We start from the raw sequence: 17,872 nt of genomic DNA on the forward strand, positions 1-17,872 counted from the left end.
CTGGATCAGAAACTCGCCCGAACGCATGCATCATTCTGCGTGTACCGTCGGCGAATAGATGCATCAAAGTGCATTTGACGCCATTCAACCAGGAGCGAGAACCATGAGCGAGACGATCGACACCCTGACCGAAGTGCCCGAATCCGTGAGCAGCGAGAAGTTCGTCGAAGTGAAGTACGACGACTCGATCCCGAACAACGTCGATCTGGCGTCCGACAAGCAGCTGCAGCGCGCGCTGGAGAGCTGGCACCCCGGCTATCTCGACTGGTGGAAGGACATGGGGCCCGACGGCTTCCAGGACGCCGAGGTCTACTTGCGCACCGCGGTCGGCGTCGACCCGGCGGGCTGGGCCAAGTTCGGCTACGTGAAGATGCCGCAGTACCGCTGGGGCATCCTGCTGGCTCCGAAGGTCGAGGGCCGCACCATCCCCTGCGGCCGCCACAAGGGCGAGCCGGTGTGGCAGGAAGTGCCCGGCGAGTACCGCTCGCTGCTGCGCCGCCTGATCGTCATCCAGGCCGACACCGAGCCGGCGTCGGTGGAGCAGCAGCGCTACCTCGGCAAGACGGCGCCCTCGCTGTACGACATGCGCAACCTGTTCCAGGTGAACGTCGAGGAGGGCCGCCACCTGTGGGCGATGGTCTACCTGCTCGTCAAGCACTTCGGCAAGGACGGCCGCGAGGAAGCACAGGCGCTGCTCGAGCGCCGCAGCGGACAGCAGGACAACCCGCGCATCCTGGGTGCCTTCAACGAGCGCACGCCGGACTGGCTGAGCTTCTTCATGTTCACCTACTTCACCGACCGCGACGGCAAGATGCAGCTCGCTGCGCTGGCCGAGAGCGGCTTCGATCCGCTGTCGCGCTCGTGCCGCTTCATGCTGACGGAAGAAGCGCACCACCTGTTCGTCGGCGAGACCGGCGTGGGCCGCACCATCGAGGCCACCTGCATGGCGATGAAGAAGGCCGGCATCAGCGACCCGAACGACACCGCCGCGATCCGCAAGCTCGGTGTGGTCGACCTGCCGCTGCTGCAGCGCAAGGCCAACTTCCACATGAGCGTGACACGCGACCTGTTCGGCTCGGAGATCTCGAGCAACGCCGCCGACGCGTTCAGCTCCGGCTTGAAGGGCCGCTTCAACGAGGCGGGCCTGAGCGGCGACGACCACCAGCTGCAGGACGCCACCTACCCGGTGACGCGCGTGGTCGACGGCCAGCTGGTGGTCGAGGATGTGCCGGCGCTGCGCGCCATCAACTGCCGGCTGCTCGACGACTACATCGCCGACTGCCAGGGCGGCATCGACCGCTGGAACAAGGTGATCGAGAAGGCCGGCATAGCCTTCCGCTTCACCCAGCCGCACAAGGGCTTCAACCGCCGCATCGGTGAGTTCGGCGGCCACCGCATCAGCCCGGCCGGCGAACTGCTGAGCCAGGCGCAGTGGGCCGCGCAGCAGGGCGGCTGGCTGCCCAACGAGGCCGACGGCGCGTTCATCCAGTCGTTGATGAAGCCTTGCATCGAGCCCGGCCAGTACGCCAGCTGGATCGCCCCGCCGCGTTTGGGCATCAACGGACAGCCGGGCGAGTACGAGTACGTGAAGATCGCCTGAGGCGCGGGCGGGCGGGGGCCCGCTTCTTGCAGCACGGCGTTGTGAAGTAGCATTCACAACGATATGTCGGGGGATTTGTCGGGAAACCGACGAGCGCTCCGAAGCAAGGAGTGTCCCGATGCACCGCCCGTTCTTTGCCGCTCTGCTGGCCCTGGCCGCCTCGTTCGCCCACGCGGGCGAGGTGCAGGTGGCCGTGGCCGCCAACTTCGCCGGCACGCTGGCCCGGATCGGCGAGGGCTTCACCGCGGCCACCGGCCATGTGCTGAAAGTCTCCAGCGGATCGACGGGCAAGTTCTACACGCAGATCGTCGCCGGCGCGCCCTTCGAGGTGCTGATTGCCGCCGACGACGAGACGCCGAAGCGGCTGGTCGCCGAGGGGCAGGCCACGGCCGGCAGCAACTTCACTTATGCCATCGGCAAGCTGGTGCTGTGGAGTGCACAGCCCGGCTTCGTCGACGACCAGGGCGCCGTGCTGGCCTCGGACAAGGTCAGGCACGTCGCCATCGCCAACCCGAAGGTCGCGCCCTACGGCGCGGCGGCGCTGGAGGTGATCAAGGCGCGCGGGCTGAGCGACGCGCTGATGCCCAAGCTCGTCACCGCCGAGAGCATCGCTCAGGCCTATCAGTTCGCCGCCACCGGCAATGCCGAGCTCGGCTTCGTCGCGTTGTCGCAGGTGGCGGTGCCGGGCAGGCCGCTGGTGGGATCGTTCTGGCAGGTCCCGGCGAACCTGTACGGCGAGATACGGCAGGACGCCGTGCTGTTGAAGTCCGGCGAGAAGAACCCGGCGGCGCGCGCGCTGCTCGACTTCCTCAAGAGTGACGCGGCGAAGCGCAGCATTCGCGAGTTCGGCTACGGACCTTGAGATGCTGAGCCCCGCCGAATGGAGCGCCGTCCGCCTCACCGCCGAGCTGGCGGGGCTGACCACCTTGCTGCTGCTGATCGTCGGCACGCCGATGGCGTGGTGGCTGGCGCGCACGCGCTCGCCGGCCAAGCCGGTGTGGGCGGCGCTGGTGGCCATGCCGCTGGTGCTGCCACCCACGGTGATCGGCTTCTACCTGCTGCTGCTGATGGGGCCGCAAGGGCCGGTGGGCCAGCTCACGCAGTCGCTCGGGCTCGGGCGGCTGCCCTTCACCTTCGCCGGGCTGGTGGTGGCCTCGGTGATCTACTCGCTGCCCTTCGTCGTGCAGCCTCTGCAGCAGGCTTTCGAGGCCGTGCCGGAGCGCACGCTGGAAGCCGCCGCCACGCTGCGTGCCAACCCCTGGGACTGCTTCTTCAGCGTCGCCGTGCCGCTGGCGAGACCGGGCTTCGTGACGGCCGGCGTGCTCGGTTTCGCGCACACCGTGGGCGAGTTCGGCGTGGTGCTGATGATCGGCGGCAACATTCCCGACAAGACGCGCGTGCTGTCGGTGGCGCTGTACGACCATGTCGAGGCCAGCGAGTTCGCCGATGCACACCGGCTGGCGGCAGGCATGGTGGTGTTCGCGCTGGTCGTGCTGGTGACGCTGTACGTCTCGAACCGGCCGCGCCGCGAGGAGCGCCCCGCATGATCGAGGCGCGCCTCGAACTTCCGCGCCGCGGCTTCGCGCTCGACGTGTCGCTCACGCTGCCCGAGCGCGGCGTGACTGCGCTGTTCGGTCCGTCCGGCTGCGGCAAGACCACGCTGCTGCGCGCGTTGGCCGGCCTGGAGCGCGCCGCGGGGCGCGTGGCGCTGGGCAACGAGGTCTGGCAGGACGACGCCGTGCCGCGCTTCGTGCCGACGCACCAGCGCGCGATCGGCTACGTGATCCAGGAGGCGGCGCTGTTCCCGCACCTCGATGTGCGCCGCAACCTCGCCTATGGGCTGAAGCGCATCGCGCCGGGCGAGCGCCGCATCGCGCTCGATCAGGTGGTCGACCTGCTGGGCATCGGCCACCTGCTCGAGCGGCGGCCCGATACGCTTTCCGGTGGCGAGCGCCAGCGCGTGGCGATCGCCCGCGCGCTGGCCACCAGCCCCAAGCTGCTGCTGATGGACGAGCCGCTGGCCGCGCTGGACGCGAAGCGCAAGGCCGAACTGCTGCCCTACCTCGACCGGCTGCACGAGGAACTCGGCATCCCGATCGTCTACGTGAGTCACGCCATCGACGAGGTGGCGCGCCTGCCGATCCACCTGGTGCTGATGGAGGCCGGGCGCGTGCTGGCCGACGGCCCGCTGCCCGACATGCTGGCGCGGCTGGATCTGCCGGTGGCCTTCGGCGACGATGCCGGCGTGGTGCTCGATGCGGTGATCGGCGAACGCGATGCGCAGTGGGGACTGGCGCGGCTCGATGTCGACGGCGAATCCTGCCGCCTGTGGACGCGCGACCAGGGTCTGCCCCTGGGCCGCCGCGTGCGCCTGCGCGTGCTGGCCCGCGACGTCAGCCTGACGCGCACGCCGCAAACCGGCACCAGCATCGGCAACCAGCTGCGCGGCAGCATCGAGGCGATCGCCGACGACGAACACCCGGCGCTGGCGCTGGTGCGTGTGCGCGTCGGCACGGCAGCGGTGGTGGCGCGGCTGACGCGGCGCTCGGCGCACACGCTCGAACTCGCTGTCGGCATGCCGGTGTGGGCGCAGGTGAAGACTGTGGCCTTGATGGAATGAGCGGCGACCTCCTCAGCGGCGAATTACGCCTGGCGGGCCGGCTCGATGCGCGCTTCTTCGCGCTGCTCGAGGCGCTGGACGCCACCGGCTCGATCAACAAGGCCGCGCGCACCGCGGGCCTGAGCTACAAGGGCGCCTGGCTGCTGCTCGAGTCCGCCTGCAACCTGGCCAACGAGCCGCTGCTCGAGACCGTCACCGGCGGCGCCGGTGGCGGCGGCACGCGCCTCACCCTGGCCGCGCGCGGCCTGCTCGGCGCCTGGCGCACGCTGCAGGACGAGCACCGCGAATTCCTGCGCGCCCAGGAGGCGCGCCTGTCCCAACTGCCGGCCTTGAGCGGCCTGCTCCGGAGAATGTCGATGAAGACCAGCGCACGCAATCAGTTCGCCGGCACTGTCAAGGCGGTCGAGCTCGGGCCGGTGTCGGCCACCGTGACGATCGCGCTGAAGAGCGGTGACGACATCACAGCGACCATGACCAGCGCCGCCGCGCAGCGCCTGAAGCTGAAGAAGGGCAAGGAGGCGCTGGCGCTGATCAAGGCCTCGGCCGTGGTGCTGGTCACCGATTTCGCGGGCTGGCAACTGTCGGCGCGCAACCAGCTCGCCGGCACGGTGTCGCGCATCGAGCGAGGCGCGGTGTCGTCGCTGGTGATCCTCACGCTGCCCGGCGGAGCGGTGATTTCCGCCAGCGTCACCAACGAGGGCGTGGAGGCGCTGGACCTGAAGGTCGGCGCGCAAGCCACAGCGGTGTTCAAGGCCTATTCGGTGATGGTGGCCGCGCAGCCCTAGCAGCGCTAGAGTGGCGTCGGGACGACAGGCTCCGACCTCTCAGGACGACCGGCGGATGACGCAGAAGCACGACAAGAAGACCGCGGAACGGCGCTCCGGCACCGATCGCCGCCGGGCGGACAAGGGGCCGCCCGGCCGGGTCGACCGCCGCCGGGTGGTCGAGCCGCGCAAGCCCGAGGTCGCGGAGCTGGACGTGTCCGATTCGGAGTGGGGCGCACTCACCGAGCAGGCCTTCTCCGCCCCGCCGGCAAAGAAGCCGCCGCAGGACAAGGGCAGCTAGACGTTCAGCCCTGCACGCCGTGCCGGATCAGGTGGTCGAAGGCCGACAGCGCGGCTTTCGCACCCTCGCCCGCGGCGATGATGATCTGCTTGTAGGGCGTGGTCGTCGCGTCGCCGGCAGCGAAGATGCCAGGCACGCTGGTCGCGCCCCGGGCGTCGACGATGATCTCGCCGTACTTGCTCAGCTCCACCGTGCCCTTGAGCCACTCGGTGTTGGGCACCAGGCCGATCTGCACGAACACGCCGGCCAGCTCGATGGCGTGTTCGACCCCGGTCGCACGGTCCTTGTAGCGCAGGCCGTTGACCTTCTGGCCGTCGCCGCTGATCTCGGTCGTCTGCGCGTAGGTGTGGATCTCGACGTTGGGCAGGCTCCTGAGCTTGTTGACCAGCACGGCGTCGGCCTTGAGCTGCTCGGCGAACTCGATCAGCGTGACATGCGCCACCACGCCGGCCAGGTCGATGGCCGCCTCGACGCCGGAGTTGCCGCCGCCGATCACTGCGACCTTCTTGCCCTTGAACAGCGGGCCGTCGCAGTGCGGGCAGTAGGCCACGCCCTTGTTGCGGTACTCGGCTTCGCCGGGCACGTTGACATTGCGCCAGCGCGCACCGGTGGACAGGATCACCGCCCTGCCCTGCAACTGCGCGCCGTTGGCCAGCGTGACCGTGGTCGTGCCGCCGGGCTGCAGTGAAGGCTCCAGCTTCTCGACGCGCTGGCCGTTCATGATGTCCACGTCGTAGTGGCGCGCATGCGCCTCCAGCGCCGCGGCGAACTTCGGGCCTTGCGTCTCCAAAACCGAGATGTAGTTCTCGATGCCCAGCGTGTCCAGCGTCTGGCCGCCGAAACGCTCGGCGACGATGCCGGTCTTGATGCCCTTGCGCGCGGCATACACCGCCGCGGCCGCGCCGGCCGGGCCGCCGCCGATGATGAGCACGTCGAACACGCCCTTGGTGGAGAGCTTGGCCGCTTCTCGTGCAGCGTTGCCGGTGTCGACCTTTGCGAGGATCTCGCCGATCTCCATGCGGCCCGAGCCGAAGGGCTGGCCGTTCAGGTAGACGGTGGGCACGGCCATGATCTGGCGCGCGTCCACCTCGGCCTTGAACAAGCCGCCGTCGATGGCGACGTGGCGGATGCGCGGGTTGAGCACCGCCATCAGGTTCAGCGCCTGCACGACGTCGGGGCAGTTGTGGCAGGTCAGAGACATGTAGGTCTCGAAGGCGAAGTCACCGTCGAGGCTCTGGATCTGCTCGATGACGTCGGCCTCGAGCTTCGGCGGGTGGCCGCCGGCCTGCAGCAGCGCGAGCACGAGCGAGGTGAACTCGTGGCCCATCGGGATGGCGGCGAAGCGAACGCCCATGTCGGCGCCGGCACGGCTGATCGAGAACGACGGACGACGCGCGTCGTCGCCGTCGAAGCGGGCCGTGATCAGCGGGCTGAGTGCGGCGACCTCGGTGATCAACTCGCGCATCTCGACCGAAGCTTCGCGCTCGTCGAGCGAGGCGACGAGCTCCACCGGCTGCGTCACGCGCTGCAGGTAGCCGGCAAGCTGGGATTTGAGGCTGTCGTCGAGCATGTTCGTGCGTCCTGAAGGCAAAGCTGCGCCATCCGCCGGCACATGGCCGGCGGTGGCATCACAAGGAAAGATCGATCAGATCTTGCCGACCAGATCCAAGGACGGGGTCAGCGTCTTGGCGCCTTCCTTCCACTTGGCCGGACACACCTGGCCGGGGTTCTTCGCCACGTACTGGGCGGCCTGCAGCTTGCGCAGCGTTTCCTTGACGTCACGCGCGATGGCGTTGTCGTGGATCTCGGCGGTCTTGATCACGCCGTCCGGGTTGGCGATGAAGGTGCCGCGCAGCGCCAGGCCTTCTTCTTCGATGTGCACGCCGAACATGCGGGTCAGCGTGTGCGTCGGGTCGCCGACCAGCGGGAACTTCGCCTTGCCGACGGCCGGGCTGGTCTCGTGCCAGACCTTGTGCGAGAAGTGCGTGTCGGTGGTGACGATGTAGACCTCGGCGCCGGCGTCCTTGAAGGCGGCGTAGTTGTCGGCGGCGTCTTCCACTTCGGTCGGGCAGTTGAAGGTGAAGGCGGCCGGCATGAAGATCAGCACGGACCACTTGCCCTTGAGCGTCTGGTCGCTGACTTCGATGAACTTGCCGTTCTGGAAGGCGGTGGTCTTGAACGGCTGGATGGTGGTGTTGATGATCGACATGGTGTTTTCCTTTGGGTGATGAAGGGAAGCGGGAAGATCTGACAGGCGCTATTTTGTGTGCGCTGCAGCATATCGTGGGTTGATTGAGAGAATCCCTGCGATTGAGCTTGGCTATCGGGCAGAAATGTCGCGTCGAACACGCGACAAAGCCGACAAGGGGCCGTCGGGTGATCCGGCGGGATCCTGCGCATTTCGGGCCAAGTGGTTGATCTGGAAGGGATTTCTCCCCCGGCCAGCGGCTGGCACGCTTGCTGCGAAGGTGCTCCCCGAACGCCACCAGGGAGCGCCCGCGATGGACCTGCCGAACACCAAGCCGATCTACCTGGACTATGCCGCCACGACGCCGGTGGACCCGCGGGTGGTGCAGCAGATGGTGCCGTACCTGTACGAGCAGTTCGGCAACCCGGCCTCGCGCAGCCACGCCTACGGCTGGGCGGCGGAAGAGGCGGTAGAGATCGCCCGCGAGCATGTGGCCGCGCTGATCGGCGCCGACCCGCGCGAAATCGTCTGGACCTCCGGCGCTACCGAATCGAACAACCTCGCCATCAAGGGCGCGGCGCTGTTCAACAAGGCCCGGGGCCGGCACCTCATCACGCTGAAGACCGAGCACAAGGCCGTGCTCGACACGATGCGCGAACTCGAGCGCGAAGGCTTCGAGGTGACGTACCTCGACGTCATGGGCAACGGCCTGCTCGACCTCGAGGTGCTGAAGGCCGCGCTGCGGCCCGACACGATCCTGGTGTCCGTCATGCACGTGAACAACGAGATCGGCGTGATCCAGGACGTCGCGGCGATCGGTGCGCTGTGCCGCTCGCGTGGCATCCTCTTCCACGTCGACGCGGCGCAGGCCAGCGGCAAGGTCGCCATCGACCTGAGCCAGCTGCCGGTGGACCTGATGAGCCTGTCGGCGCACAAGACCTATGGGCCCAAGGGCATCGGCGCGCTGTACGTGCGGCGCAAGCCGCGCGTGCGCATCGAGGCGCTGATCCACGGCGGCGGCCACGAGCGCGGCATGCGCTCGGGCACGCTGCCCACGCACCAGATCGTCGGCATGGGCGAGGCCTACCGGCTGGCGCGCGAATCCATGGCCACGGAGAACGAACGCATCCGCGCGCTTCGCGACCGCCTGCTCGCCGCGCTGCAGGCGATCCCGGAGGTGCGCGTCAACGGCGACCTCGAACAGCGCGTGCCGCACAACCTGAACATCAGCTTCCAGTTCGTCGAAGGCGAATCGCTGCTGATGGGCATGAAGGGCATCGCGGTGTCCTCGGGCTCGGCCTGCACCTCGGCCAGCCTGGAGCCGAGCTACGTGCTGCGCGCGCTGGGCCTGTCCGACGAGATCGCGCACAGCTCGATCCGCTTCTCGGTCGGCCGCTTCACCACCGAGGCCGAGATCGACCGCGCCGTCGCGCAGGTCCAGGGCACGGTCGAGCGGCTGCGTTCGCTCAGCCCCCTGTGGGACATGCACCAGGCCGGCATCGACCTCGCGTCGATCCAGTGGGCCGAACACTGAACAAGGGAGCAGCACCATGGCATACAGCGACAAGGTCATCGACCACTACGAGAACCCGCGCAACGTCGGCGCCTTCGACGGCGCCGACGGCGAGGTGGGCACCGGCATGGTCGGCGCGCCGGCCTGCGGCGACGTGATGAAGCTGCAGATCCGCGTCAACCCGTCGACCGGCGTGATCGAGGACGCGAAGTTCAAGACCTACGGCTGCGGCTCGGCGATCGCCTCGAGCTCGCTGGTCACCGAGTGGGTCAAGGGCAAAACGCTCGACCAGGCGCTGGCCATCAAGAACACCGCCATCGCCGAGGAGCTGGCGCTGCCGCCGGTGAAGATCCACTGCTCCATCCTCGCCGAGGACGCGATCAAGGCCGCGGTGTCCGACTACCGCTCGCGCCACGACGCGATCCTTGAACAACCCGCCTGCGCCCCGGTCGCCAAGGCGGCCTGACCCTCCCTTCCATCAGGAGAATCCCATGTCCGCCTGCCAATCCCAAGGCCACGCCGCCTCGTCCTGTGCCAGCTCCGGCCCCGCGGCGGCTGCCAGCTTCATCCCGCCGGTGCTGCCCGAGGGCGAGGCGCCGATCAAGATCAGCGAGACGGTGGTCGGCAAGGTGGCCGAAATGCTCGCCGAAGAGGGCGACCCGGCACTGCAGCTGCGCATCTTCGTCACCGGCGGCGGCTGCTCGGGCTTCCAGTACGGCTTCGCCTTCGACGACGAGAAGAAGGATGACGACGTGCGCGTCGAGCGCGGCCCGATCACGGTGGTGGTCGACGCGATGAGCCTGCAGTACCTGATGGGCGCCGAGATCGACTACGAAGACAACCTCGAAGGCGCACGCTTCGTCATCCGCAACCCGAACGCCTCCAGCACCTGCGGCTGCGGCAGTTCGTTCAGCATCTGAGGGAGCACGCCATGTCGGTCACCGTGACGCCCAAGGCGGCGAACCAGATCCGCAAGGCGCTGCAAAAGCGCGGCGGCGGCGTGGGCCTGCGCGTGGCCATCAAGACCAGCGGCTGCTCCGGCTACGCCTACGCGCTGGAGTTCGCTGACGCGCCGTCCGCCGAAGACCTGAGCTTCGAGAGCGAAGGTGTGCAGCTGCTCGTCGACGCGAAGAGCCTGCCGATGATCGACGGCACGCAGCTCGACTGGGTACGCGAGGGCCTGAACGAAGGCTTCAAGTTCAACAACCCGAACGCCAGCGCCACTTGCGGCTGCGGCGAGTCGTTCGCGGTCTAGTCAGGACGAAGGCGATGGCACTCCTGCAGATCGCCGAACCGGGCCGCGCCGCGGCGCCGCACCAGCACCGCCTGGCGGTGGGCATCGACCTGGGCACCACCAACTCGCTGGTGGCCACGGTGCGCAGCGCCTTGCCCACGGTGCTGGCCGACGAGGCCGGGCGCATGCTTCTGCCCTCGGTGGTGCACTACGGCGACGAAGACCAGGTGCTGGTCGGCGACGCGGCGCGCGAGCGCGCGGCCGAAGACCCGGGCAACACCATCGCGTCATCCAAGCGGCTGATCGGCCGTGCACTGACGGACGTGAAGGCCGGCACCTTTCCGTACGCCGTCGAGGCGCTGTCCGACAGCGCCGTCGGCGTGCGCACGCGCCACGGCCTGAAGAGCCCGGTGGATATCGGCGCCGAGGTGCTGCGTGCCTTGCGCGAACGTGCCGAAGCGGCGATGGGCGGGCCGCTGGTCGGCGCCGTCATCACCGTGCCGGCCTACTTCGACGACGCGCAACGCCAGGCCACCAAGGATGCTGCCGCGAAGGCGGGCCTGACCGTGCTGCGCCTGCTCAACGAACCCACCGCCGCGGCCGTGGCCTACGGGCTGGACCACGCCGACGAAGGCATCTACGTCGTTTACGACCTCGGCGGCGGCACCTTCGACGTGTCGATCCTGCGCCTGATGCGCGGCGTGTTCGAGGTGATCTCCACCAGCGGCGACCCGCTGCTCGGCGGCGACGACTTCGACCACCGCCTGGCCGCCTGGTTTGCCGCCGCCACCGGCGACGACTGGGGCGCGCAGGACATCGGCGCGCTGCATGCCGCGGCGCGCGCCGCCAAGGAGGCGCTGACCGACCGCCTCGAGGTGCGCATGAGCTGCCGCCGTGCCGACGGCACGCTGGAGGCGCTGACGGTAGACCGCGTGCTCTTCGACGACATCACGCACGACCTGGTCGAGCGCACGATGGGCCCGGTCAAGCGGGCGCTGCGCGATGCGAAGCTCAAGCCGGGCGAGGTCAACGGCGTGGTGCTGGTGGGTGGCTCGACGCGCATGCTGCAGGTCCGCGCCGCGGTCAAGCGCCTGTTCGGCCACGAACCCTTCACCGGCATCGACCCCGACCAGGCGGTGGCGCTGGGCGCGGCCATCCAGGCCGATCAACTCGCCGGCAACCGCGCCGGCGGCGACGAACTGCTGCTGCTCGACGTGAGCCCGCTGTCGCTGGGGCTGGAGACCATGGGCGGCCTGGTCGAGAAGATCATCCCGCGCAACAGCAGCATCCCGACCGCGCGGGCGCAGGACTTCACCACCTTCAAGGACGGCCAGACGGCGATGGCGCTGCACGTGGTGCAGGGCGAGCGCGAGCTGGTCAGCGAATGCCGCTCGCTGGCGCGCTTCACGCTGCGCGGCATCCCGGCCATGGTGGCCGGCGCCGCGCGCATCCGCGTGAGCTTCCAGATCGATGCCGACGGGCTTCTGTCCGTCAGCGCGGTCGAGCAGACCAGCGGCGTGCAGGCGCAGGTGGAAGTCAAGCCGAGCTATGGCCTGGCGCCCGACGCGGTGGCCGGCATGCTGATGGACGCGATGGGCAGTGCCGAGGCCGATGCCGCGGCGCGCATGTTGCGCGAGGCCGAGGTCGATGCGCGCCGCCTGCTCGACGCCACCGAGGCGGCGCTGCACGAGGACGGCGACCAGCTGCTGCAGCCGCGCGAGCAGCTCGACATCCTGAACGCGATGCAGGCGGTGGCGGATCTGCTGGAGCAATGTGCGGAGGGCGAGGGCACCTCGCTGGACGAGCACAAGGGTTTGCGTGTGGCCTTGCGGGACGCGACGGAAGCTTTGAACCGTGCGACGACGCCGTTTGCCGGGAAGCGCATGGATGCGCGGGTGCGGCAGGCCTTGTCGGGTCAGCGGGTCGATCAGTTGGCCGCCTGATGTCGGAATCCGTCACCCCGCGGCCGACCACGCAGGTGCATGTGCTGCCGCATGCCGAGCTGTGCCCCCAGGGGCTGACCTTCGAGGCACGTCAGGGCCGCAAGCTGGTCGACGAACTGCTCGCCCATGGCATCACCATCGAACACGCCTGCGAGAAGGTCTGTGCCTGCGCCACCTGCCATGTGCACCTGCGCAGCGGCGCCGAGTTCGTCGCGCCGCCCGACGAGGAAGAGGAAGACCAGCTTGACGACGCCTGGGGCCTCGATGCGCAATCGCGCCTGTCGTGCTGCGTGCGCGTCAAAGGCACCGAATTGGTGATCGAGCTGCCCCGCTTCTCGCGCAACCACGCCCGCGAAGGCTGAGCGCGGCCACGCCGCTGTGAAAAAGTCGGCGCGATGCGCGACTTGTCGACGTCCGACGCTGCTGCACTGCCCTGCGTCAAGGTATCGACACGGGGAGGGCACACACTGGCGGTACACACCAGCAGTTGCTGGCTCCCGATCCCATGGACAAACACTACCTCACGCCGCTCTTCGCCCCCGAATCGATCATCGTCTTCTGCGGCTCCCCCGACGATCCCTCCGGCCAGACCGCGCAGGCGCGGGCCTTGCGGCAGGCCCTGAGCACGCAGCGCTACAGCGGCAGCCTGCAATTCCTCGACATCCACGACACCGGCACGCTGGCCGACCTGGCGCAGGCGCGGGCCGACCTGGCCATCATCGCGTTGCCGCCCAAGGACGTGGCCGCCGCGCTCGAGATCGCCGGCCGCATGACCTGCCGCTCGGCGCTGATCATCTCCGCCGGCATCGACGCCGACCAGGCCGCCGAGCTGAAGAAGATCGCGCGCCGCGAAGGCGTGTTCCTGCTCGGTCCCAACTGCCTCGGCCTGCAGCGCCCGAAGCTTCAGCTCAACGCCAGCGCCACCGGCCCGATGGCCCGCGCCGGCTCGCTGGCGCTCGTGTCGCAGTCGGGCGCTCTCACCACCTCGATGCTCGACTGGGCGAGCAACAACGCCGTCGGCTTCTCGTCGGTGGTCTCGCTCGGGCCGCACACCGCGCTGGACATCGCGCAGGTGCTGGACTTCTTCGCCAACGACCCGCAGACGCACAGCATCATCGTCTACCTCGAAGGCATCGCCGACGCACGCCGCTTCATGAGTGCCCTGCGCATGGCGGCCAACGCCAAGCCGGTGGTGGTGCTCAAGGCCGGCCGCAAGCCGGCCGGCAATGCCGCGGCGCAGACGCACAGCGGCACCATCGTCGGCAGCGACGAGGTATTCGACGCTGCGCTGCGCCGTGCCGGCGCGGTGCGCGTGCGCTCCTTCGTCGAGTTGTTCTCCGCCGCCAAGTGCCTGGCCTCGCGCTACCGGCCGGTGGGCCGCCGCCTGGCCATCGTCACCAACGGTGGCGGGCCGGGCGTGCTGGCGGCCGACTGGGTCAACGAGATCCACCTGCACCTGGGCCGGCTGTCGGCCGAGACTCAGGCGGCGCTGAAGCCGCAGCTGCCGGATCTGGCCACGCTGTCGGACCTGATCGACCTCTCCGAGGAAGCCGGCCCCGAGCACTACCGCACCGCCATCGAGGCCGCCGCGCGCGACGCGCAGATCGACGGCGTGCTGACCATCTACTCGCCCAAGGTCGGCGCCGATGCCGCCGGCATGGCGCAGGCGCTCATCGACATCAAGCAGTCGGTCGGCAAGCCACTGCTCGCCTGCTGGATGGGCGACGCTTCGGTGGGCGAGGCGCGCAAGCTGCTCAACGAAGCCGGCATCCCCAGCTTCCGCACGCCGGAGGCGGCGGTGGGCGCCTTCGGCAACATCGCGTCCTTCTATCAAAACCAGCTGCTGCTGCAGCAGACGCCGCCGCCGCTGACGGCGCTGGCCCAGCCCGACATCGAGGGCGCGCGGCTGGTCATCGAGAGCGTGCTCGCCGAGCGCCGCAACGTGCTCACCGAGATGGAGTCGAAGACGCTGCTGTCGTGCTTCCACATCCCGGTCACGAACACGGTGCTGGCGCGCAATGCCAACGAGGCGATGATGATTGCCTCGCAGCTAGGCTTCCCGGTGGCGCTGAAGATCGACTCGCCCGACGTCAGCCACAAGTCCGACGTGCAGGGCGTGGCGCTGAACATCATGAACGCGACCGGTGCGCGCGACACCTACACCGACATGGTGCAGCGGGTGGCGCGGCTGCAGCCGCAGGCGCGCATCAACGGGGTCACGGTGCAGAAGATGGCCGGCGCGCAGCGCGGCCGCGAGGTCTGCGTCGGCCTGGTCAATGACGAGCCCTTCGGCCCGGTGATCATGTTCGGCGCCGGCGGCACCATGATCGAACTGATCGGCGACCGCGCGATGGAACTGCCGCCGCTCAACCAGTTCCTCGCTCGCCGGCTGATCGAGCGCGCGCGTGTGGCCGAGACACTGGCCGAGTGGCGCGGCGCCAGCGCCGTCGACATGGAAGCGCTCGAGCAGGTGCTGCTGCGCGTCTCGGAGATGGTCTGCGAGCTGCCGCAGCTGCGCGAGATGGACATCAACCCGATCATCGTGGACGAGTCCGGCGCCGTGGCGGTCGATGCACGCATCGTCATCGGGCATGCCGTCTCGAACGCGGGCGACCGCTCGGGCCGCTACCACCACCTGGCCATCCTGCCCTACCCGGCGCGCTACGAGCGCGTCTGGCCGATGCGCGGCGGCGGCCAGTACACGGTGCGCCCGATCCACCCCGACGACGCGCAGATGCTGCAGGCGCTGGTGCGCGGGCTCTCCCAGGAGAGCCGCTACTTCCGCTTCATCTCCTCGCTGTCGGAGTTGTCGCCGGCGATGCTGGCGCGCTTCACGCTGATCGACTACGACCGCGAGATGGCGCTGGTGGCGGTGTACAAGGAGCGCAAGGCCGACGCGCAGGGCGTGATCACCGAGACCGAACGCATCATCGGCGTGTCGCGCTACATCACCAACCCCGATCAGACGAGCTGCGAGTTCTCGCTGGTGGTGGCCGACGACTTCAGCGGCAAGGGCCTGGGCTCGCGGCTGATGGAAAGCATCATGGAAGTGGCGCGCGAGAAGGGCCTGTCCGAGATCGAGGGCCTGGTGCTGGCGAAGAACCCCGCCATGCTCAAGCTGATGAGGTCGCTGGGCTTCGGCGAGAAGCCCTTCCACGAGGACCCGGACTTCAGGATCCTCACCCACTCGCTGTAGCGATGTCGGCTATGCGACAAAGCGGACAGCCCTCGCCGGGGCTGTGCCGAAGCGAGTTAGTCGTTCAGTGACAGGCACTTAGCGCTTTCGCGCGACATGGCACAGCGATTGCGGAAGGCAGGCCAGGAACCCTGGAGCCTGCCGTGCAAAGCGATCGCGATGCGACACCCCGACTGAGCATCAACGACACGACCCTGCGTGACGGTGAGCAGACCGCGGGCGTGGCCTTCACCGACGACGAGAAGCTGGCCATCGCGCGCTCGCTCGACGCGGCCGGCGTGCCGGAGATGGAGATCGGCATTCCGGCGATGGGCGCGCGCGAGGTCGAGCTGATCCGCGAGATCGCCGCCTCGGTGAAGCACGCGCGCACCATGGTCTGGGCGCGCATGACAGACACCGACCTGACCGCCGCGCTGCGCTGCGACGCCGACATCGTGCACCTTTCGATCAGCGTGTCGGACATCCAGATCGAGCGCAAGCTCGGCCGCGACCGCGCCTGGGTGCTCGACACCCTGCGCCGCTTCGTCGACCGCGCGGCCGATGCCGGCGCCAGCGTCAGCGTCGGCTTCGAGGATGCCTCGCGCGCCGACCCCGACTTCCTCGTGCGCGCTGCGCAGCTCGCTCAGGCCCGCGGCGCCGTGCGCGTGCGCTACGCCGACACGCTGGGCCTGCTCGAGCCCTTCACCACGCACGACCGCATCGGCCGCCTGCACCGCGAGATCGACATCGGCATCGAGATGCACGCCCACAACGACCTCGGCCTGGCCACCGCCAACACGCTGGCCGCCGTGCTGGCCGGCGCCACGCATGCCAGCACCACCGTCAACGGCCTGGGCGAGCGCGCCGGCAACGCCGCGCTCGAAGAGGTGGTGATGGCCGCGCGGCACCTGTACGGCGTGGACTGCGGCATCGACACGATGCGGCTGCCGCGCATCTCGCAGCTCGTCGCGCAGGCCTCGGGCCGGCCGGTGGCCGCGGGCAAGAGCATCGTCGGCGCGGCGGTGTTCACCCACGAGTCGGGCATCCACGTCGACGGCCTGCTCAAGGACCGCGGCAACTACGAGGCCTTCCAGCCCGAGGAGCTCGGCCGCGAGCACTCGCTGGTGCTCGGCAAGCACTCGGGCTCGCACGGCGTACGCGACGCCTACGCCCGGCTGGGCATGCAGCTCAGCGCGGGCCAGGCGCAGCTGCTGCTCGACGCGATCCGATCGCATGTGTCCGCCACCAAGCGGGCCCCCACCGACGCGGAACTGCTCCGCTTCTACTTCGACAAGGAGACGACATGGACAGCCTGACCGATCGACTCAAGGCGCTGTCGAGCGCGGAAGACTTCTTCGCCTTCTTCGCCGTGCCCTTCGACGAGCGCGTCGTGCAGGTGAATCGCCTGCACATCCTCAAGCGCTTCTACCAGTACCTGCACAAGTCGGACGGCCTGTCGGGTCTGGGCGAGGTGGAGCTGTTCAAGCGCTACCGCGAGCTGCTCGCGCAGGCCTACCAGGACTTCGTGCAGTCCACGCCGGCGCGCGAGAAGGTCTTCAAGGTGTTCCAGGACGCCGACGGCACGCAGCACGTGCAGCTGGCCTCGCTGCGCGACAGCCTGGCCGACCGGCGCGTGCAGCGCGCGGCCTGAGCCTCTTCCACGGAGACCACCATGCACATCGTCGTCTGCATCAAGCAGGTGCCCGACTCGGCGCAGATCCGCGTCCACCCGGTCACCAACACCATCATGCGCCAGGGGGTGCCGGCGATCGTCAACCCTTACGACCTGTTCGCGCTCGAAGAGGCGCTGCGCCTGAAGGACCGGTTCGGCGGCCGCGTCACCATGCTGTGCATGGGCCCGCCGCAGGCCGAGGACTCGCTGCGCAAATGCATCAGCTTCGGCGCCACCGACGCGGTGCTGGTCACCGACCGCGCCTTCGCCGGCGCCGACACGCTGGCGACGTCCTACGCGCTGGCCGCGGCGATCCGCAAGATCGGCCAGGAGCAGGCGGTGGACCTGGTCTTCACCGGCAAGCAGACGATCGACGGCGACACCGCGCAGGTCGGCCCCGGCATCGCCAAGCGGCTCGGCCTGAACCTGCTGACCTATGTGAGCAGGATCGTCGAGGTCGACCTCGATGCGCGCCGGCTGAAGGTGGAGCGTCGCGCCGAGGGCGGCGTGCAGCTGCTCGACACCACGCTGCCTTCGCTGATCACCATGCTCGAAGGCACCAACGAGATGCGCTTCGCCAGCCTGGACGACATGCTGCGCGCCGGGCGCTTCCCGGTGCGCCGCTGGAACAAGGACGACGCCGGCATCGAGGACGTCTCCAAGATCGGCCTGAAGGGCTCGCCCACCATCGTCAGCAAGGTGTTCGGCCCGACGCCGCGCACCGAGAAGGCCGACATGCAGGTGGTGGCCGACAGCACCCCGCAGGACGTGACGCTGAACCTGCTGCAGAAGATCTTCACCACGCATCCGCAGATCGAGGCGGAGCTGGTGGAGCGCCTCTCGGCCTGAAGGAGAACGCACC

18 protein-coding genes are annotated in these 17,872 nt (G+C 69.0%); 16 read left to right on the forward strand and 2 right to left on the reverse strand.

Annotated elements, in window-relative coordinates:
* The first annotated feature begins 103 nt into the window (after positions 1–103).
* From boxB to HZ992_RS24720, 6 genes are all read left to right on the forward strand, one after another.
* Positions 104–1,600, forward strand: coding sequence for a benzoyl-CoA 2,3-epoxidase subunit BoxB (gene boxB / locus HZ992_RS24695; protein ID WP_209384478.1), 1,497 nt, complete (start codon positions 104–106; stop codon positions 1,598–1,600).
* Positions 1,601–1,718: 118 nt separating this feature from the next.
* On the forward strand, positions 1,719–2,462 hold the full coding sequence (gene modA, locus HZ992_RS24700) for a molybdate ABC transporter substrate-binding protein (protein WP_209384479.1): 744 nt from the start codon (positions 1,719–1,721) through the stop codon (positions 2,460–2,462).
* A gap of 1 nt (position 2,463) precedes the next feature.
* Positions 2,464–3,147, forward strand: a complete 684-nt coding sequence (gene modB / locus HZ992_RS24705) for a molybdate ABC transporter permease subunit (protein ID WP_209384480.1) — start codon at positions 2,464–2,466, stop codon at positions 3,145–3,147.
* Positions 3,144–4,220, forward strand: a complete 1,077-nt coding sequence (gene modC / locus HZ992_RS24710) for a molybdenum ABC transporter ATP-binding protein (protein WP_209384481.1) — start codon at positions 3,144–3,146, stop codon at positions 4,218–4,220. Before modB ends, modC begins: the two co-directional genes overlap by 4 nt.
* The gene (locus HZ992_RS24715; protein ID WP_209384482.1) at positions 4,217–5,005 is read left to right on the forward strand and encodes a TOBE domain-containing protein; all 789 of its coding nucleotides are present in this window, start codon (positions 4,217–4,219) and stop codon (positions 5,003–5,005) included. The genes modC and HZ992_RS24715 overlap by 4 nt, the downstream gene beginning before the upstream one ends.
* A 55-nt stretch (positions 5,006–5,060) precedes the next feature.
* Positions 5,061–5,285 carry a hypothetical protein gene (locus HZ992_RS24720; protein ID WP_209384483.1) on the forward strand — a complete coding sequence of 75 codons (225 nt, stop codon included), beginning with the start codon at positions 5,061–5,063 and terminating at the stop codon, positions 5,283–5,285.
* A 4-nt stretch (positions 5,286–5,289) separates the two neighbouring features.
* Here the strand turns inward: HZ992_RS24720 and ahpF are convergent, their stop codons facing one another.
* Together ahpF and ahpC are read right to left on the reverse strand one after the other, a co-directional pair.
* Positions 5,290–6,855, reverse strand: a complete 1,566-nt coding sequence (gene ahpF / locus HZ992_RS24725) for an alkyl hydroperoxide reductase subunit F (protein WP_209384484.1) — start codon at positions 6,853–6,855, stop codon at positions 5,290–5,292.
* 75 nt (positions 6,856–6,930) lie between these two features.
* The gene (gene ahpC / locus HZ992_RS24730; RefSeq protein WP_209384485.1) at positions 6,931–7,494 is read right to left on the reverse strand and encodes an alkyl hydroperoxide reductase subunit C; all 564 of its coding nucleotides are present in this window, start codon (positions 7,492–7,494) and stop codon (positions 6,931–6,933) included.
* Positions 7,495–7,786: 292 nt separating this feature from the next.
* Here ahpC and HZ992_RS24735 point away from each other — a divergent pair, with 292 nt between their 5' ends.
* The 10 genes from HZ992_RS24735 to HZ992_RS24780 all read left to right on the forward strand — a co-directional run bounded on the left by HZ992_RS24735 (position 7,787) and on the right by HZ992_RS24780 (position 17,859).
* Positions 7,787–9,007 (forward strand): IscS subfamily cysteine desulfurase, encoded by a 1,221-nt coding sequence (locus HZ992_RS24735; RefSeq protein ID WP_209384486.1) that lies wholly within the window; start codon positions 7,787–7,789, stop codon positions 9,005–9,007.
* A 16-nt stretch (positions 9,008–9,023) separates the two neighbouring features.
* Positions 9,024–9,452, forward strand: coding sequence for a Fe-S cluster assembly scaffold IscU (gene iscU, locus HZ992_RS24740; protein ID WP_209384487.1), 429 nt, complete (start codon positions 9,024–9,026; stop codon positions 9,450–9,452).
* 25 nt (positions 9,453–9,477) lie between these two features.
* Positions 9,478–9,906: an iron-sulfur cluster insertion protein ErpA gene (gene erpA / locus HZ992_RS24745; protein ID WP_209384488.1), complete on the forward strand. Its 429-nt coding sequence runs from the start codon at positions 9,478–9,480 to the stop codon at positions 9,904–9,906.
* An 11-nt stretch (positions 9,907–9,917) separates the two neighbouring features.
* A complete protein-coding gene (locus HZ992_RS24750; protein WP_209384489.1) occupies positions 9,918–10,241 on the forward strand; it encodes a HesB/IscA family protein in 324 nt (107 codons plus the stop codon).
* A gap of 14 nt (positions 10,242–10,255) precedes the next feature.
* Positions 10,256–12,163, forward strand: a complete 1,908-nt coding sequence (hscA, locus tag HZ992_RS24755; protein WP_209384490.1) for a Fe-S protein assembly chaperone HscA — start codon at positions 10,256–10,258, stop codon at positions 12,161–12,163.
* Positions 12,163–12,525 carry an ISC system 2Fe-2S type ferredoxin gene (fdx, locus tag HZ992_RS24760; protein WP_209384491.1) on the forward strand — a complete coding sequence of 121 codons (363 nt, stop codon included), beginning with the start codon at positions 12,163–12,165 and terminating at the stop codon, positions 12,523–12,525. The genes hscA and fdx overlap by 1 nt, the downstream gene beginning before the upstream one ends.
* A gap of 143 nt (positions 12,526–12,668) precedes the next feature.
* Positions 12,669–15,359, forward strand: a complete 2,691-nt coding sequence (locus HZ992_RS24765) for a bifunctional acetate--CoA ligase family protein/GNAT family N-acetyltransferase (RefSeq protein ID WP_209384492.1) — start codon at positions 12,669–12,671, stop codon at positions 15,357–15,359.
* Between the two features lie 143 nt (positions 15,360–15,502).
* Positions 15,503–16,654 (forward strand): homocitrate synthase, encoded by a 1,152-nt coding sequence (gene nifV / locus HZ992_RS24770; RefSeq protein ID WP_209384493.1) that lies wholly within the window; start codon positions 15,503–15,505, stop codon positions 16,652–16,654.
* A complete protein-coding gene (gene nifW, locus HZ992_RS24775; RefSeq protein ID WP_209384494.1) occupies positions 16,642–16,989 on the forward strand; it encodes a nitrogenase stabilizing/protective protein NifW in 348 nt (115 codons plus the stop codon). Before nifV ends, nifW begins: the two co-directional genes overlap by 13 nt.
* Positions 16,990–17,010: 21 nt before the next feature.
* The gene (locus HZ992_RS24780; protein ID WP_209384495.1) at positions 17,011–17,859 is read left to right on the forward strand and encodes an electron transfer flavoprotein subunit beta/FixA family protein; all 849 of its coding nucleotides are present in this window, start codon (positions 17,011–17,013) and stop codon (positions 17,857–17,859) included.
* Positions 17,860–17,872: the final 13 nt, after the last annotated feature.

The organism is Rhizobacter sp. AJA081-3, assembly GCF_017795745.1.
Taxonomy (GTDB): Bacteria; Pseudomonadota; Gammaproteobacteria; order Burkholderiales; family Burkholderiaceae_C; genus Piscinibacter.

What these genes read in the sequence shown, in the direction of transcription:
- boxB (WP_209384478.1), top strand. Translation starts at nt 104, where the DNA reads ATGAGCGAGACGATCGACACCCTGACCGAAGTGCCCGAATCCGTGAGC.
- modA (WP_209384479.1), top strand. Translation starts at nt 1,719, where the DNA reads ATGCACCGCCCGTTCTTTGCCGCTCTGCTGGCCCTGGCCGCCTCGTTC.
- modB (WP_209384480.1), top strand. Translation starts at nt 2,464, where the DNA reads ATGCTGAGCCCCGCCGAATGGAGCGCCGTCCGCCTCACCGCCGAGCTG.
- modC (WP_209384481.1), top strand. Translation starts at nt 3,144, where the DNA reads ATGATCGAGGCGCGCCTCGAACTTCCGCGCCGCGGCTTCGCGCTCGAC.
- HZ992_RS24715 (WP_209384482.1), top strand. Translation starts at nt 4,217, where the DNA reads ATGAGCGGCGACCTCCTCAGCGGCGAATTACGCCTGGCGGGCCGGCTC.
- HZ992_RS24720 (WP_209384483.1), top strand. Translation starts at nt 5,061, where the DNA reads ATGACGCAGAAGCACGACAAGAAGACCGCGGAACGGCGCTCCGGCACC.
- ahpF (WP_209384484.1), bottom strand. Translation starts at nt 6,855, where the DNA reads ATGCTCGACGACAGCCTCAAATCCCAGCTTGCCGGCTACCTGCAGCGC.
- ahpC (WP_209384485.1), bottom strand. Translation starts at nt 7,494, where the DNA reads ATGTCGATCATCAACACCACCATCCAGCCGTTCAAGACCACCGCCTTC.
- HZ992_RS24735 (WP_209384486.1), top strand. Translation starts at nt 7,787, where the DNA reads ATGGACCTGCCGAACACCAAGCCGATCTACCTGGACTATGCCGCCACG.
- iscU (WP_209384487.1), top strand. Translation starts at nt 9,024, where the DNA reads ATGGCATACAGCGACAAGGTCATCGACCACTACGAGAACCCGCGCAAC.
- erpA (WP_209384488.1), top strand. Translation starts at nt 9,478, where the DNA reads ATGTCCGCCTGCCAATCCCAAGGCCACGCCGCCTCGTCCTGTGCCAGC.
- HZ992_RS24750 (WP_209384489.1), top strand. Translation starts at nt 9,918, where the DNA reads ATGTCGGTCACCGTGACGCCCAAGGCGGCGAACCAGATCCGCAAGGCG.
- hscA (WP_209384490.1), top strand. Translation starts at nt 10,256, where the DNA reads ATGGCACTCCTGCAGATCGCCGAACCGGGCCGCGCCGCGGCGCCGCAC.
- fdx (WP_209384491.1), top strand. Translation starts at nt 12,163, where the DNA reads ATGTCGGAATCCGTCACCCCGCGGCCGACCACGCAGGTGCATGTGCTG.
- HZ992_RS24765 (WP_209384492.1), top strand. Translation starts at nt 12,669, where the DNA reads ATGGACAAACACTACCTCACGCCGCTCTTCGCCCCCGAATCGATCATC.
- nifW (WP_209384494.1), top strand. Translation starts at nt 16,642, where the DNA reads ATGGACAGCCTGACCGATCGACTCAAGGCGCTGTCGAGCGCGGAAGAC.
- HZ992_RS24780 (WP_209384495.1), top strand. Translation starts at nt 17,011, where the DNA reads ATGCACATCGTCGTCTGCATCAAGCAGGTGCCCGACTCGGCGCAGATC.